Below are 14,845 nucleotides of genomic sequence, written 5' to 3' on the forward strand. Positions count from 1 at the left end.
GATTCAGCGCAGTCCGTCCGCGGGAGTGTGCTGAATCTTGACACTCCCGCCCCCGGAGACCTGGCTGCGTCCACCGTAAGCTCCGCCCCGTCCGACAAAAACGGAGAGGCAGCCGCCGAAGCGGTTGCCTCTCCGTTCATCGTCACTCTGCCGTCCATCCCACGAGGTCGGCACCGAACCGACCACCCGGGGTGCGTGACCCCCGCCACCGCGGCTCCGTCAGCCCCGCAGCTCCGCCCCCAGCGCCTTCAGCGCAGCCAGGATGCGGCCCTGCACAGGCTCGAGATCGGCGTCGGTGAGCGTGCGGTCGGCGGCCCGGAAGGTCAGGCGGAACGCCAGCGAGCGCTTGCCCGGGGCCACCCCCTCGCCCTGGTACAGGTCGAAGAGCTTCACGTCCTCCAACAGCTCGCCGCCGGATTCCCGGATCACCGCCTCCACCTGGGCGGCGGGGAGGTCGACGTCGACCACGACCGCCAGGTCCCGGGCGACGGCGGGGAACCGGGGCACCGGGTGGTAGACGGCCTGGGGCCGCATCGCCGCCAGCAGCGGGCCGAAGGCGATCTCGGCCACGTAGACCCGGGCGGGCAGTTCCCACTCGCGCTGCACCCGCGGGTGCAGCTCGCCCAGGAGGCCAACCTGCTCACCGCCGATCACCAGGGCCGCCTGCCGACCCGGGTGCAGCACCGGGCTGTCGCTGCGGACGAAGCTGGCGCCCTCCACGCCAAGGCCCCACAGCAGGTGCTCGATCACGCCCTTGAGGGCGAAGAAGTCGGCGGGCTTCTCCGGGCTCCGCCAGCCCAGCGGGGACAGGTTGCCCGTCATGGCCACGGCGAGCGCCAGCGGCTCGTCGGGCAGCTGCTGCCCTTCGATGGGGAGATAGACGTGGCTGATCTCGAACAGCGCCAGGTCGCGGATCTGCCGGTTGACGTTGTACTTCACCACGTCCAGCAGCCCCGGCAGCAGCATCGTGCGCAGCGTCGAGCGCTCGTCGTACATCGGGTTCGCCAGGGTGAGGTACCGCCGGTGCGGGTCGTCGGCCGGCAGCCCCAGCATGTCGTACACCCGCGGGTGAACCAGCGAGTGCGTCAGGACCTCGGTGAGACCCGCCCCCGCCAGCAGGCGCCGCGCCGCCAGCTTCGCCTCCGCCTGGGGCGAACGGCCGCCACGGTTGGAGGCCAGCACGGGAAGCTCCAGCGGGATCTGGTCGTAGCCCTCGCAGCGAGCGATCTCCTCGATCAGGTCCACCTCAATGGCGATGTCGCTGCGGCGGGTGGGAACGACGACGACCAGGATTTCGCCGTCGCCGGGGATCAGGCCCGCCAGCTGCTCGCCGGCCTCCTCCAGCGCCGCCCGGGCGGCTCGGGCCCAGGCCCGGTACGCCTCGGGGTCGGACGGTACCGGGGAGACCTGGTGCATGGCGGTCCAGACCGGCCGGCCGCCCAGGTCCTCGCCCTCCTCCTCCTCGGCCTCCGGGGCGCCGGCGGCCAGGTCGGCGATCAGGTCCTCAGGGCGCAGGACCGCCATGCCGAGGCTGCGCAGGTGCTCGGCCATCCGCTCGGGGGTGAGCTGCAGCCCCGTGAGGGCATTGGCCTTCTCGGTGCGCAGCAGGATGACGGGCGGGACGGTGGGACGCGGGTAGACATCCACGTGGCCGGCAATCACCGTGCCCCCGGCGAGGTCGGCCATGAGCTGCGCCGCCCGGTCGGCGGCCCGGATGCAACCGGAGGGGTCGACTCCCTTGGTGAACCGCTTGGACGCCTCGCTGGGCAGGTTGTAGCGCAGCGACGTGCGCCGGTTGTTGATGTTGTCGAAGTGGGCCGACTCGATGAGGATGTCCACCGTCTGGTCGGTGACCTCGGACTCCTCGCCGCCCATCACGCCGGCCAGGGCCACCGGCCCCTCGCCGTCGGCGATGACCAGCACGTTCTCGTCCAGGACCCGCTCCTGGCCGTCCAGGGTGGTGAACCGCTCGCCGTTACCGGCCCGGCGGACGATGATCTGCCGGCCGCGGATCTTCTCGTAGTCGAAGGTGTGCAGCGGCTGGCCCAGTTCGAGCATGACATAGTTGGCGATGTCCACGACGTTGTTGATCGGCCGCATGCCCGCAGCGCGCACCCGGGCCTGGAGCCACAGCGGCGAGGGGCCGATCTTCACCCCGCGCACCACGCGCGCCACGTAGCGGCTGCAGAGGTCGGGGGCGTCGATGCGGATCTGGATGAAATCGTGGGTGTCCGTCCCCGGCTGGTCCGGCGTGTAGATCTCCGGCAGCCGCACCTCTGTCCCCAGGATCGCGGCCACCTCCTGGGCCACGCCGATCATGCTCTGGCAGTGGGCCGCGTAATTGGCCGTGAGGTCCAGCTCCAGGACCCAGTCGTTCAGGCCGAGCACCTCGGCCACATCCATGCCCGGCTCCAGCCCCTGGTCGGCGGGCAGAATCAGGATACCGTCGGCGTCATCGCCCACCTGCAGTTCCACCTCGGAGCAGAGCATGCCGTGGGAATCCAGGCCCCGGAGCTTCTTCACCCCCATCTCCACGCCGCCGGGCAGCTTGGCACCGGGCACAGCCGCCGGCACCAGGGCACCCACCGTGACGTTCTGGGCGCCGGTGAGGATCTGCAGCACCTGGCCGCCGCCCACGTCCACCTGGCAGACCCAGAGGGTGTCGGCGTTCGGATGGTGCTCCATGGCCACCACCCGGCCCACCACGACCCCCTCCACCCCGGGGTTCGCGGACCTCAGGTTCTCCACCACCACGCCCCGGGCCGTCAGCCGCTCGGCCAGTTCCTGCGGGGAGAGGTCCACCTGCACATACTCCTTCAGCCAGTTGTACGAAACCTGCATGTGTGCCGCCTCCCCCTCGCTAGAACTGCCTCAGGAACCGCATATCGTTGTTGACGAAGTGCCGGATGTCCTCGATGCCGTACATCAGCATCGCCACCCGCTCGGGGCCGTATCCGAAGGCCCAGCCGGAGACCTCCTCGGGATCGTAGCCGCCGGCCCGGAGCACGTTCGGGTGCACCATGCCGGAGCCGCCGATCTCGATCCAGCCCGAGCCCTTGCACGTGCGGCAGCCCTTGCCGCCGCAGAAGATGCACGAGATGTCCATCTCCGCCGAGGGCTCCGTGAACGGGAAGTACGAAGGCCGCAGGCGGATGCCCACGTTGGGGCCGAAGAGGCCGCGGGCCATCTCGGTAAGGGCCCCCTTCAGCGAGGCCATGGTGATGCCCTTGTCGATCACCAGCCCCTCGACCTGGTGGAACATCATGGCGTGGGTCGCGTCCTCGAAGTCACGCCGGAAGACCCGGCCGGGACAGATGATCTTCACCGGCGTGCGGCCCTTGGCGACCTCGAGCATGTACCGGATCTGCGTGTTGGAGGTATGCGTGCGCAGCAGCACCTCGTCGGTGATGAAGAGCGAGTCCTGCGCGTCGCGCGCCGGGTGGCCCTTGGGGATGTTCAGCGCCTCGAAGTTGTACCAGTCGGTCTCCACCTGGCGCGACTCGGCCACCTCGTAGCCCATGGCGATGAAGATCTCCTCGATGCGGTGGATCACCTGGTTCAGGATGTGCAGATGGCCGCGGCGCACCGGCTCGCCAGGCAGGGTCACGTCCACCCGCTCCGCCTCCAGCCGGGCGGCCAGCTCGGCTTCGGCCAGCACCTGCTCCCGGGCGTCCAGCGCGGCGGTGATCGCCTGCTTGATCTCGTTGCCCAGGGCGCCCATCGCCTTGCGTTCCTCCACCGTGGGGAGCTTGCCGAGGCCGCTCAGGGCGCGGTTCAGCTCAGACTTCTTGCCGAGGTAGCGCACGCGCATCTCCTGGATGGTTGCCACGTCCGCCGCCTTGGCGATGGCCTCCAAGGCCTCATCGCGCAGCTTCAGCAACTGGTCCTTCAACAAGGCCACCTCCGGGAAAATCAAGATGAGCGCCTTCGTCCCCAACGGGACGAAAGCGCTCGCTTCCGCGGTACCACCCGATTTGAGCCCTGCAGGGCTCCGCTCGTCCAGGCGCCAGCACGCCCCCCTCCTGTAACGGGAAGGACCCGTCCCCACCTACTCAGTCTTCCCGACTCCATCTTGCCGGACCCATCCAGGCCCGGCTTGGAAGCCGTTCAGCGGGGCAGCTCCGGAGGGAACTTCACACGGCGGGCGGAGAGCCGGCTTCCAGTCGGGGCCTGGCCTCCCTGGACACCGCCACTGCCGGTTACTTTCCTCCATCACAGCCGTTGACAACAGTGCCACAACCTGTGCAGTTGAGTATAGCAAACGACTACTGGACTGTAAAGCGCTTATACAGCAGGTAAGCGATGATGGAACCGGTGTGGGAGAAGATGGTCCAGAGCACCTCAGCGGTAGCGGAGTTGGGGTTGGTCAAGCCGCCACTCCCTCCCTCTGCCCTTGTTCCATTTGTCCGACATCGGGTATTATAGCATGCCCCCCACCGCCCCTCAAGGCTTCACCGTGCGAACATAGTGCAGCCGTGAAGCGGGCAAGAAAGGAAACCGCACCACCGCGATGCCGAAAAATGGAAGCCCTGCCCGAGCGCTCGACAAGCGCTTCCAGGCAAGGCTGGCAAAGGCGGGGCATGCCACCGCTTCCATCTCTGCAGACAGCCGGGGCGCCGAGCCCCGCTGCCCTGGCCGGGGCGGGAGTACGAGGGCCTGGCCGGGCAGGGTGAGCGAAGCCGCGTTGCTGGCGCCGGTTCAGGCTCCGCAGGCGGACGGCGCGGCGCAGCGGAGCGAACTGCGCAGCGAGCACGCCCGTCCGCCGAGGAGCACTACCGCCGGTCTGCGCCAGCGGCGGCGAGCCGCCCTGCCCGGGCACCCGCCATGCGCTTCCAGTCGGGGCGAGGCAGGGCGCGCGAAACCGCGTTGCTGGCGCCGGTTCAGGCTCCGCAGAAGCTCACCCCTTCGGCAGCAACTCCACCGCCAGCTCCGCATTCAGCCGGGCCAGCGGCACCAGCCGGTCCATATGCCGGAGCAGCTCCTCCCGACAGGCGTCCGCGTTCCCAAGCGCCCGCCGCCCCGCCGCCGCCACCGCCTCCGGGTCAAGCGCTCCGAGGCTTCCCGCCACCGGCTGCCCGATCAGGCGCAGGAACGCGTCGTTCTTCGGATCGTACGAGAGACCCACCAGCGGCACCCCACTCATGGCGGCGAACACCAGCGAGTGGTACCGGAGCCCCACCAGCAGGTTGCACCGGGCGATCATCGCCCGCAGTTCCTCGTAGTTGTACGTCCCCTGCAACACCACCGCAGGCGACTGCATGTGCGCGGCCACCGCCTGGCCGGCCGCCACGTCCTTCTGCTGCTGCATGGGGATGAAGACCACCGCCGCCCCGAACTCCCGGGCCAGCTGATCCAGCGCCCGGGCGAGGCCCGGTTCGTTTTCCCCTTCCCCCTGCTTCCACGGCCGCACCGAAACGCCGATCAGCGGACGGCTCACGTCCACGCCGGCGGTGCGGAGCAGCGCCTCCCCCCACTCGGGGTCCGCGGGGCCGAGGGTGAGAGCCGCGTCGGCCGTCACCGTGATGGGCGGCCGGCGCACCCCGAGCCGCCGGAAGGCCTCGGCCGCCTCCGGGTCGCGGGCGGTGATCAGGTTCACCCGGTTCACGATCAGCGGCACCAGCACCTTGCCCAGAGGCCGCACAATGGGGCCCACGCCCTGGGCGTAGAACATCACCGGCCTGCGCCGGATCTGCGCCAGCGTGGCCAGGCCGAGGTAGTAGATGAGCGACCGGCTGCTGGTGACGTCCTGCAGCAGGCTGCCGCCGCCGAACATCACCAGGTCGGCCCGCCCGATGGCCTCCCAGATGGCCTTGAGGTCGCTGCGGCTGACGGCGCGGATGCCGTGCAGGCTGCGCGTCTGCGCGGCCGTGCCCGAGATGGCGGTGAAGGTCACGTCCGGACGCAGCTCGCCGATCGACCGCCGGATGCCCGCAAGCATCGCCTCGTCGCCTGCGTTGTGGAAACCGTAATACCCGGCGATCAAGATCTCAGCCACAGTTGCTCCCTCCTTCCACCCGGCTCATCACGCACGCCTCCGCAGCCGGCGCACGGCCCGCTCCACAACCTCCGCCCCTTCCCGGTTGCCCAGGAGAAGGGCAAGGCCCACATGCACTGCCACCACCACGCCCAGCCCGGGGAAGAGCCGCACCGACTGCGCCAGCAGTCCGCTGCCCGGCGCCACCGCCGAGAGCAGCCGGAAGAGCCCCCAACCCGCCAGGGCGCCGGCCGCCGCGGTGCAGAGGTTGACGCCGACGCGGGCGGCCAGTTCCCGCCCGCCGATCGTTCCCAGCTGCGCCCGCAGCCGCCAGAGCAGGAAGGCGACCGAGACCAGGGTGGCGAGGGTCTGCCCCAGCGCCAGCCCTCCGTGGGCCAGCGGCCCGGCCAGGGCCAACTTGAACAGCAGGCTGAAGGCAACCAACACGGCGGCCGCCTGCATCGGGGTGCGGGGGTCCTGCATGGCCCAGAAGCAGCGGTTCAGGAAGTCCTGCCAGCCGAAGAGCAGAATGCCCGGCGCGTAGAACAGCAACGCATACGCCGTGGCCCGGGTGGCCGCCGGGTCGAACGCCCCCCGCTCGAAGATGAGCTGCACGATGGGCTCCCGGAAGACCAGGAGGCCGATGGCCATGGGCAGTAGCACGAAGCTGAGGATGCGGAGGCCGCGCGCGGCGCTCTGGCCCAGCTCCTCCCTGTTCCCCTCGGCCGCTTCCGACGCCAGGGTGGGGTAGAGCACCGTGGCGATGGCGGCGCCCACCACGCCGTAGGGCAGGGAGTTGACCCGCACGGCATAGTTCAGGGCCGAGATGGAGCCCTCGGCCAGCCCCGAGGCCAGGAACCGGTCGAAGAAGTCCTGAATCTGAATGACCCCGGTGGTGACCAGCACCGGGAGAATCAGCCGCCCCACCTGCGCCAGGCCCGGGTCGTGCCAGTCGATCCGCGGTCTGTAGACGAAGCCGAGGCGGCGCAGTCCGGGCAGCAGCATCAGGGCGCCCGCGGCGGCACCGACCACCACGGCCTGAGCGACCCAGTGGACCTGGGAAGGCTGCGCCACGAGCAGCAGCGTCAGCACCACCGGCAGGTTGTTCACCATGCCGACGAAGGCAGGGGCGGTAAAGCGCTGGTTGGCGTTGAGCACGGCCGTCGCCACGCCGGCGAGCCCCATGAAGAGGAGCATCGGCAGCATGGTGCGGGTGAGCGAAATCGTCAGGGCCTGCACTTGGGCGGGGAACCGGGGCACCAGCGCCGGCACGAACCAGGGCGCCAACGCCCAGCCCAGGAGCAGCAGCAGCACCGTCACCAGCAGGGTCAGGGTGAGCACGCTCCGGACCAGGTTTTCGGCCGCGCGTTCCCCCTGCCGCTGCAGCACCTCCCGGTAGACGGGAATGAAGACCATCACCAGGCCGGCGCTGACGGTGGCGAAGAGCGAGTACGGCAGGTCCTGCGCCGTCAGGTAGGCATCCGTGGTATAGCTCGCACCGAACCGGGCGGCCAGGAGCATCTCCCGCACGTAGCCGAGGATGCGGCTCAGGATCGTGGCGCCCGAGATGATGGTCGCGGCCTTCACCAGGGTGCGCGGGGTCGCGGCCATCATCGCGCTATCAACTCCTCATAGAGTGCGTCGGTCTCGGCGGCCATTCGGTCGGCGCTGAACTGAGCGGCTGCGCGCGCCCGCCCGGCGGCGCCCATGCGGGCGGCCAGTGCGGGGTCCGCCAGCAGCCGGCGGATCGCCCCGGCCAGGGCCTGCGGATCCTCCGGCTCGACCAGGAAGCCGGTCTCGCCGTGCGCCACCACCTCGGACAGCCCGCCCGTGCAGGACGCGACCACCGGGCGGCCGGCGGCCATCCCCTCCACCGCCACCAGCCCGAGCCCCTCCGAGCGGGAGGGCACCGCCAGGATGCCGATCCGACTCAGGAAGGCCGGAACGTCGGAGACGAAGCCGACAAAATCCACCGGCAGCCCCGCCGCCTGCGCCTCCAGCGCGGCGCGCTGAGAGCCGTCGCCGCCGATCAGCAGGCGGGCCTCGCCCCTGAGCTCCGCCATGGCGGCGATGAGCACGTCGAAGCCCTTCTCCCGCTCCAACCGGCCGAGGGCCCCCACCACCCCGGGAACGGGCGGTTGCGCCGCCTCATACGACCGGGTGTCGACGCCCCCGTGGATCACGCGCACGCGCCCGGGGTCGGCCCCCTGGGCAATCAGCGCGTCGCGCACGGCCACGGAGACGGCCACAATGCGGTCGGCCAGGTGCCGCACCGCCAGGGTGCGGAGCAGGCTCCCGGCCTCCCGGATCTGCACCGACGCCTCGGCGGCCGAGGCGAAGCCGTGCTTGGTGTAAATCACCCGGGCGCCCGCCAGCCGGCCGGCGATGCGCCCGGACAGGGCGCCGTGGGCCTGCACGATCTGCGGGCGCCAGCTGCGCATGAGGGCCAGCAGCCCCTGCACCGCAGGCCAGGAGAGGGAGCGGTCGGCCCCGGGGTAGAGGAAGACCGGCACGCCGGCGCGCCGAAGGGCGGCCGCCAGCGCCCCGTCGGGGCAGGCCACCGCCACCTCGTAACGTGCGGCGATGCGGGGCTGGGTGACCAGCGTGAGCACGTACCGGCCCGCACCGCCAATGTTGGTATCGCTGCACACGTGCAGGACCCTGGGCTTGCCGGATTTCGCTGAAGTCAAGCTGTTCGTCCCTCTCTATGGCCCAAGGCGAGCCCCGCCCCCAGGCCGGCGACGGCCCAAAAGGCGAAGAGCACCTTAGGGTTGTACCACACGTAGTCCACCATGCCGTGGACGAGCAGGCCGGTGAGTGCACAGGGCACCGCGGCCAGCAGGTAGCTGCTCAGCGGCCTCGCACCCGTCACGAAGGGCCGGCGCACCACGGCGAGAAGAAGCCACAGCACGAAGACGAGGCCCAGCACGCCCATCTCGGCCAAGATCTCCAGCGGCACGTTGTGGGCGTGGGCCGCCCGCGCACCGGAGAGCATGAACTCCTGGTAGCCGGCGGCAAACGCCTCGGCGCCTGCTCCGGCGCCCAGTACCCAGTACTTCCGCAGCATGGCCAGCACGCCGATCCAGATGTTCACGCGGTAGAGGTTCGACGTGTCCTGCAGCGAGAAGGCCGAGAGCAGCCGGTTCAGCAGCGCATCGGGCGCCGCCAGCACCACCGCCAGGCCGCCGAGGAAGAGGAACACCGCCCAGCGGCGGAAACGCATCAGAATGAAGAGGCCGACCGCACCCGCGAAAGCAAGCCAGCCACCCCGGGAGCCGGTGAGCAGCAGGGCGAGGAGCATCAGGGCCACGGGCAGGGCCAGGGGCAGCTGCCTGCGGGGGTTCTGCAGCCACAGGGCGATGGCCGGCGGCAGGAAGAGCGTCATGTACTCGGCCAGGTAGTTGGGGTTGCCCATGCTGGCGAAGACGCGGATCACGCTCTCCGCCTGCTCGGGATCCACCCACGACTCCTCCACCTCGGGCGGGTGGATCACCTGGTAGACGCCCCACAGGGCCATCAGCATCGCACCGGCCAGCACCGGCCCGAGGAGCACCGCCGCGTCCCGGGAGGTGCGCACCTGGTCGGCGACGAGCCAGAAGAGCAGCCCGGCCGTGAGCCAGATGATCAGGTTGCGGAGGCTGGAGGCGGGCGTGAGCGACTGGAACGTGGACGCCGCCGTCACCAGGAGGAACAGGGAGAACGGCAGCAGGGCCGACGGCGTGCGCCAGCGGAAGTCGCCCCGGACCATCCTCAGCACCAAGGCCAATCCGGCCAGGGCCCACACGCCCACGATCATCAGGGCGGTGGAAAGCGAGGACATGCCGTGCGGCACCAGGGGCAGCAGGCCCAGGAGCATTCCCAGCAGGTAGACCACCGGCGAGGTGGCCCGCTCGGCCTCCGCCTCAGCCGGGGCGAGGACCACATCGTCCGCGTAGCCCCAGAAGAGCCGCCAGAGGTGGCTGCCCGCCAGCAGGCCCCCGACGGCCCGGGCTGCGCGCCGGCAGAGCCCCACCACCAGGCTGCCTTCCCAGACTCCGGCGAGCCACGGACCCAACCGGCGTCCCACCGCCTCGTACAACCGGGCGAGCCACCCGAGGGCACGCCCCACCCGGCCGCCGCCGGCGGCCCCGGCGGGCCAGTCCGAGTACCAGAAGCGGCCCAGCAGCGAGCCGGCGAAGACGCGCCCGCAGAAGGCGCCCAGCGCGGAGAGCGCCCGGCCGGTCAGGCTCGCCTCCCACACGCCCAGGAGCCAGGCAGCCAGGCGCCCGACGAGGCTTGTCTCCCACAGATCCAGCAGGGGTGACCGCACCATGGGCGTCGCCCCCTACTGCTGGTCCGGGGTGAGGTTGAACGCCACGGTGGTGCCGGTTGCGGCCCAGTAGGCGCTCTTGAACTGGATGCTCCGGCCCACCTTCACCTCGATACCGCTCATGGTGATGCCGTTGGGCGACACCCGGGCGGGCCCCCGGATCGTCACATACAGGTCAAAATGCGTATCAGACTCATACGACACGATGCCATCGGCCACTTCCCAGGCGATGAGGGCGGGCTCGGCGTCGACGGCGACGATCTTGCCCATCCAGGTGTTGGACTTGCTGTCGAACACGTCGTCGCCCACTTTGATCGCATCCACCGTCCACTGGGTGACGGCCGGCACCCGGAAGGTCATCTCGATGGTCTGGTCCTGCCCCGCCGGGGCGGCCTCCTGCCCGGCCAGGGCGCCGTAGGCGAACCTTCCCGCCACCGCCAGGATGCCCAGGAGCACCACCAGGTCGAGCAGGTTGATCTTGCCGAAGAGCCGGCCCTTATTGTCGATCACCAGTCAGCACCTCCGCGTACACGTCTAAGATGCGGGCCGTCACAGACTCGATGGAAAGGCTGGCCACCACGAACTCCCGCCCCGCCCGGCCGAGGCGCGCCCGCTCGGCGGCCCGTTCGGGGCCCAGCAGGCTGGCGATGTCGGCTGCCAGGACGGCGGGATCGAGAGGGGTACCGCCCTCGCGGGCGGTGAAGTTGGCCGCCGCGTAGACCGGGATCCGCTCCGGGGTGAGGATGCCCCGGTATCCCCCCTCGCCGGCGATGACCACCGGCCGCTCGCACAGCATCGCCTCGGTGGCGGTGCGCGCCACGGCCACCACCACGTCGGCCAGGTTGAAGAAGGCGGCCACGTCGAGGCGGTGGCCCACGGCGGCCGCGGCGGGCCGGCCCAGCCGGGCGTTCACCTCGTCGGCCAGGCGCTGCACCTCCGCGTAGCGGTTGCCGTCGCCGAGGATCCAGAGGCGGATCGTCGGGAACTGCGCATTCAGCGAGGGCAGCGCCCGGAGCAGGGCCACGGCCGTGTCGGCAAACTCATCGGTGAGCCGGCTGGCGTGCACCACGTGCGGGCCGCCCAGGTCTGGCCCCAGCTCGGCCAGCAGCGGGCCGATGTCGACGCCGGGCCGGAACTCGCCGGTCTCGAAGCCGTTGGGGATGACGCGGATGATCTCGGGCGGCGCGCCCAGCGGCCCCTCCAGGTGGCGGCGCACGTCCTCGCTCACGGCGATGGCCCGCTGGCCGAAGGTGGTCAGGTACTTCCACGGGAAGCCGGCGGCGTAGGTGCCGTGGTAGGTCGTCACCAGCGGGATGCCCCGGCCCCGCACCACCAGGGAGCAGAGCCAGGCGGGAATGCGGGCGTGCGCGTGGACCAGGCCCACGTTGTACCGGGCGATCACGCGCCGCAGGCCGAAAAAGGCGCGCGCCATCACCAGCGGGTTGCGGCTGGCCATGGGCACGACTTCGTGCGGAATCCCCCGCTCCGTAAGCATCGGCACCATGCGGCCGCCAGCCGAGGCGACGACCACGCGGTGCCCGCGCCGGTGCAGTTCCCGGGCGAGGCTGATCACGTGGGTCTCCGCCCCGCCCAGGTCCAGGGCCATGGCGGCGAGCAGGATCGTTGGCAGGTTGTTGGGCATGGCGCACCGTCCCCCCTGTGCGAGGGCTGTCTCAGGTATTTTACCTGTAACGTTTCGCGCAAACAAGTCGGGGTCAGCGGCCGCGACCCTGCTGCCGCAGCGCCTCGTAGAGGAGGAGCGACGCCGCGACGGCAGCGTTCAGCGACTCGGTGGGCCCCACCATTGGAATGGAAAGCACGCCGTCGGCGCAGTCGCGCGCGAGCGGCGAGGGGCCCGCCCCCTCGTTCCCGATGACCACAGCGGCCCCCCGCGCCAGGTCCACGTCCCACGGTGCCAGGTCGCCGCCGGCGTCGGCCACGTAGATGCGGCGCCCCCGGGTGCGCAGCGCTGCGAGCGCCTCGCCCAGCCCCAGCTCCACCACCGGGAGCCGGAAGAGCGATCCCATCGCCCCCCGCACCACCTTTGGGTTCAGGGGGTCCGCGCCGCCGCAGACCACGGCGCCGCCGCCGCCCAGCGCCTCCAGCGAGCGGATGGCGGTGCCCAGGTTCCCGGGATCCTGCAGGCCGTCCAGCACCAGCACCAGGCCGGGCCCGAGGTCGTCCAGGCCGAAGCGGCGCGGACGGAAGACGCCCACCACTCCCTGCGGCGTGCGGGTGTCGGCGGCCCGTTCCAGGGCCGCGGGCGTGACCGCGTGGAGCGGCACGCCCCGGGCCGCGGCCGCGCGCAGCAGGGCGGCGCCGCGGGGGCGCTCCGCCAAATCGGGGGTGTAAAGGAGGTAAGCCACCTCCACCCCCGCGGCCAGCGCCTCCTCCACCAGCCGCACGCCCTCCATGTGGGCCAGGCCCGCCGCCTCCCGCTCTTTCCGCTCCCGGGCCAGCAGCCGGGCCTGCTGAACCAGCTTGTGTTTCGGCCCCAGCGGGGCCTCGTGGCCGCTCATCCTTGCTGCAACATCCTCTCGAGTTGTCTGACGCCCTCTTTGCTCCCCAGCAGCACCAGGTGGTCGCCGGGTTTGATCTGGTCGGTGGCCAGCGGCGCGGCGTTGATGTGCTCGCCCGACTTCAGCGCCAGCACCGAGATGCCGAAGCGGGCCCGCAGGTTGGCCTCGCGGAGGGTCAGGCCCTCCAGCTGGGGCGGCGCCTCCATCTCCAGGATGGTGTACTCCGGCGAGAGCTCGATGTAGTCGATCTCGCTGCCGGTGAGCAGGGAGTGGGCGACCCGCGCGCCCATGTCGCGCTCGGGGTAGAAGACCCGGTCGGCGCCCACCTTCTCGAGGGTGCGGCCGTGCAGCTCGCTCATCGCCTTGGCGACCACCAGGGGCACGCCCTGCTCCTTCAAGAGGACGGTGGTCAGGATCGAGGCCTCGACGTCGTTGCCGATGGCGACGACGCCGACGTCGAAGTTGCGCAGGCCCAGGGCCCGGAGCGCCTCCTCGTCGGTGGAGTCGCAGGCGACGGCGTGGGTGAGCTCTGCGGCGAAGTGGTCCACCAGGTCCTGGCTCTGGTCGATGCCCAGCACCTCGTGGCCCATGCGCTGCAGGTGCAGCGCCACGCTGGACCCGAACCGGCCCAGCCCGACCACGACGATCGTCTTTCGGCTCATCCGATCATCACCCGCTCCTCCGGATAGTCGATGTGCGCCCGCTCCCGGCGCCGCTGGGCCAGGGCCACGGCGGCAGTGAGCGGCCCGATGCGGCCGATGTACATGGTGAGGGCGATCAGCAGGCGGCCGGGGATGCTCAGGTGGGGCGTGACACCCGTCGTGAGCCCCACGGTGGCGAATGCCGAGGTGCCCTCGAACAGGACGTCGGCGATGGTGACCGGGTTGGTGGGGTCGGAGACCACATGGCTCTCGGTCACGAGCAATACGCCGCCCACGACGACGATGAGGACCAGGGCCATCGCGGCGATGGCGATCGCCCGGTCCAGGAGCTCCCGGGGCAGCCGCCGGCCCATCACCTGGATCTCCTCGGTGCCCCGCACCGTCGCCCGCACGGCCAGGATGATCACCGCGAAGGTGGTTGTCTTGATGCCGCCTCCCGTGCCTCCGGGCGAGCCGCCGATGTACATCAGCACGATGGCCACCAGCAGGGCGGCGTAAGCCATCTTCCCCATGGAGATGGACTCAAAGCCGGCGGTGCGGAAGGTGACCGACGTGAAGAAGGCGTTGAAGAGCTTGTCCGTGAGCGGCAGCGGCCCCAGGGTGGCCGGATTGCTGTACTCCAGCGCCAGGATGAGGAGCGTGCCCGCGACCAGCAGCCCGCCCGTCACGACCAGCACGATCTTGGTCTGCAGGGCGAAGCGCTCCCACCGCCGCTGGCGCCAGATGTCCTGCATCACGATGAAACCGATGCCGCCGAGGAGGACCAGTGCGGCCACCACCAGCAGGATGAACGGGTCCCGGTTAAAGATGCGCAGTGAGTGAGAGGTGAGGTCAAGGCCCGCATTGTTGAAAGCACTGATCGCGTGGAATACCCCGAAGTAGAGCGCCTTCCCCGGGGGAAAGTACGCGAGGAAGCGCAGGGCGAGCAGCACGGCCCCCACCGCCTCGATGACCAGGGTCGTGGCGATGATGGTGCGGGTCATCTTCACCACCCCGGCGATGGAGAAGGAGCCGAGGGCCTCCTGCATCATCAGCCGCTCCTGCAGCCCGATGCGCCGGCCCGTCACCAGGAACATCATCGTGGAGAGGCTCATGATGCCGAAGCCGCCTGCCTGGATCAGCAACATGATGACGATCTCTCCGAAGGTGCTGAAGGTGCTCGCCACGTCCACCACCGCCAGGCCGGTGACGCAGACGGCGGAGGTGGCCATGAAGAGGGCGTCCACCAGCGACAGCTGCTGCCCCGGCTCGTGGGCGATCGGCAGGGCGAGCAGGACGGTTCCGGCGAGGATCATCAATGCAAAGCCGAGGGCCAGGACCTGCGACGGAGTGAACGCCGGCGCCTGCCGGCGCTGCTGCGTTGCCATGTTCCGCCCTCCCC

Annotated in this window: 11 protein-coding genes; all 11 read right to left on the reverse strand. The window is 70.6% G+C overall.

The window, feature by feature from the left end:
* Positions 1 to 219: 219 nt before the first annotated feature.
* The 11 genes from pheT to AB2385_RS03060 all read right to left on the reverse strand — a co-directional run bounded on the left by pheT (position 220) and on the right by AB2385_RS03060 (position 14,831).
* The gene (gene pheT, locus AB2385_RS03010) at positions 220 to 2,841 is read right to left on the reverse strand and encodes a phenylalanine--tRNA ligase subunit beta (protein WP_367653445.1); all 2,622 of its coding nucleotides are present in this window, start codon (positions 2,839 to 2,841) and stop codon (positions 220 to 222) included.
* A 19-nt stretch (positions 2,842 to 2,860) separates the two neighbouring features.
* The gene (gene pheS / locus AB2385_RS03015; protein ID WP_367653446.1) at positions 2,861 to 3,892 is read right to left on the reverse strand and encodes a phenylalanine--tRNA ligase subunit alpha; all 1,032 of its coding nucleotides are present in this window, start codon (positions 3,890 to 3,892) and stop codon (positions 2,861 to 2,863) included.
* 1,005 nt (positions 3,893 to 4,897) lie between these two features.
* Positions 4,898 to 5,995, reverse strand: a complete 1,098-nt coding sequence (gene csaB / locus AB2385_RS03020; protein WP_367653447.1) for a polysaccharide pyruvyl transferase CsaB — start codon at positions 5,993 to 5,995, stop codon at positions 4,898 to 4,900.
* Positions 5,996 to 6,022: 27 nt separating this feature from the next.
* Complete coding sequence (gene murJ, locus AB2385_RS03025) at positions 6,023 to 7,588, reverse strand: murein biosynthesis integral membrane protein MurJ (protein ID WP_367653448.1); 1,566 nt, start codon at positions 7,586 to 7,588, stop codon at positions 6,023 to 6,025.
* Positions 7,585 to 8,664 (reverse strand): glycosyltransferase family 4 protein, encoded by a 1,080-nt coding sequence (locus AB2385_RS03030; RefSeq protein WP_367653449.1) that lies wholly within the window; start codon positions 8,662 to 8,664, stop codon positions 7,585 to 7,587. Before AB2385_RS03030 ends, murJ begins: the two co-directional genes overlap by 4 nt.
* Positions 8,661 to 10,286 carry an O-antigen ligase family protein gene (locus tag AB2385_RS03035; protein WP_367653450.1) on the reverse strand — a complete coding sequence of 542 codons (1,626 nt, stop codon included), beginning with the start codon at positions 10,284 to 10,286 and terminating at the stop codon, positions 8,661 to 8,663. The genes AB2385_RS03030 and AB2385_RS03035 overlap by 4 nt, the downstream gene beginning before the upstream one ends.
* A 12-nt stretch (positions 10,287 to 10,298) precedes the next feature.
* Positions 10,299 to 10,793, reverse strand: coding sequence for a DUF4330 domain-containing protein (locus AB2385_RS03040; RefSeq protein WP_367653451.1), 495 nt, complete (start codon positions 10,791 to 10,793; stop codon positions 10,299 to 10,301).
* Complete coding sequence (locus AB2385_RS03045) at positions 10,780 to 11,925, reverse strand: glycosyltransferase family 4 protein (protein ID WP_367653452.1); 1,146 nt, start codon at positions 11,923 to 11,925, stop codon at positions 10,780 to 10,782. The genes AB2385_RS03040 and AB2385_RS03045 overlap by 14 nt, the downstream gene beginning before the upstream one ends.
* A 73-nt stretch (positions 11,926 to 11,998) precedes the next feature.
* Positions 11,999 to 12,802 carry a TrmH family RNA methyltransferase gene (locus tag AB2385_RS03050; RefSeq protein ID WP_367653453.1) on the reverse strand — a complete coding sequence of 268 codons (804 nt, stop codon included), beginning with the start codon at positions 12,800 to 12,802 and terminating at the stop codon, positions 11,999 to 12,001.
* Entirely contained in the window at positions 12,799 to 13,464 is a 666-nt protein-coding gene (locus AB2385_RS03055; protein ID WP_367653454.1) for a TrkA family potassium uptake protein, read from the reverse strand. The genes AB2385_RS03050 and AB2385_RS03055 overlap by 4 nt, the downstream gene beginning before the upstream one ends.
* The gene (locus tag AB2385_RS03060; RefSeq protein WP_367653455.1) at positions 13,461 to 14,831 is read right to left on the reverse strand and encodes a TrkH family potassium uptake protein; all 1,371 of its coding nucleotides are present in this window, start codon (positions 14,829 to 14,831) and stop codon (positions 13,461 to 13,463) included. The genes AB2385_RS03055 and AB2385_RS03060 overlap by 4 nt, the downstream gene beginning before the upstream one ends.
* Positions 14,832 to 14,845: the final 14 nt, after the last annotated feature.

It is taken from the genome of Symbiobacterium sp. (assembly GCF_040797425.1).
Taxonomy (GTDB): Bacteria; Bacillota; Sulfobacillia; order Symbiobacteriales; family Symbiobacteriaceae; genus Symbiobacterium.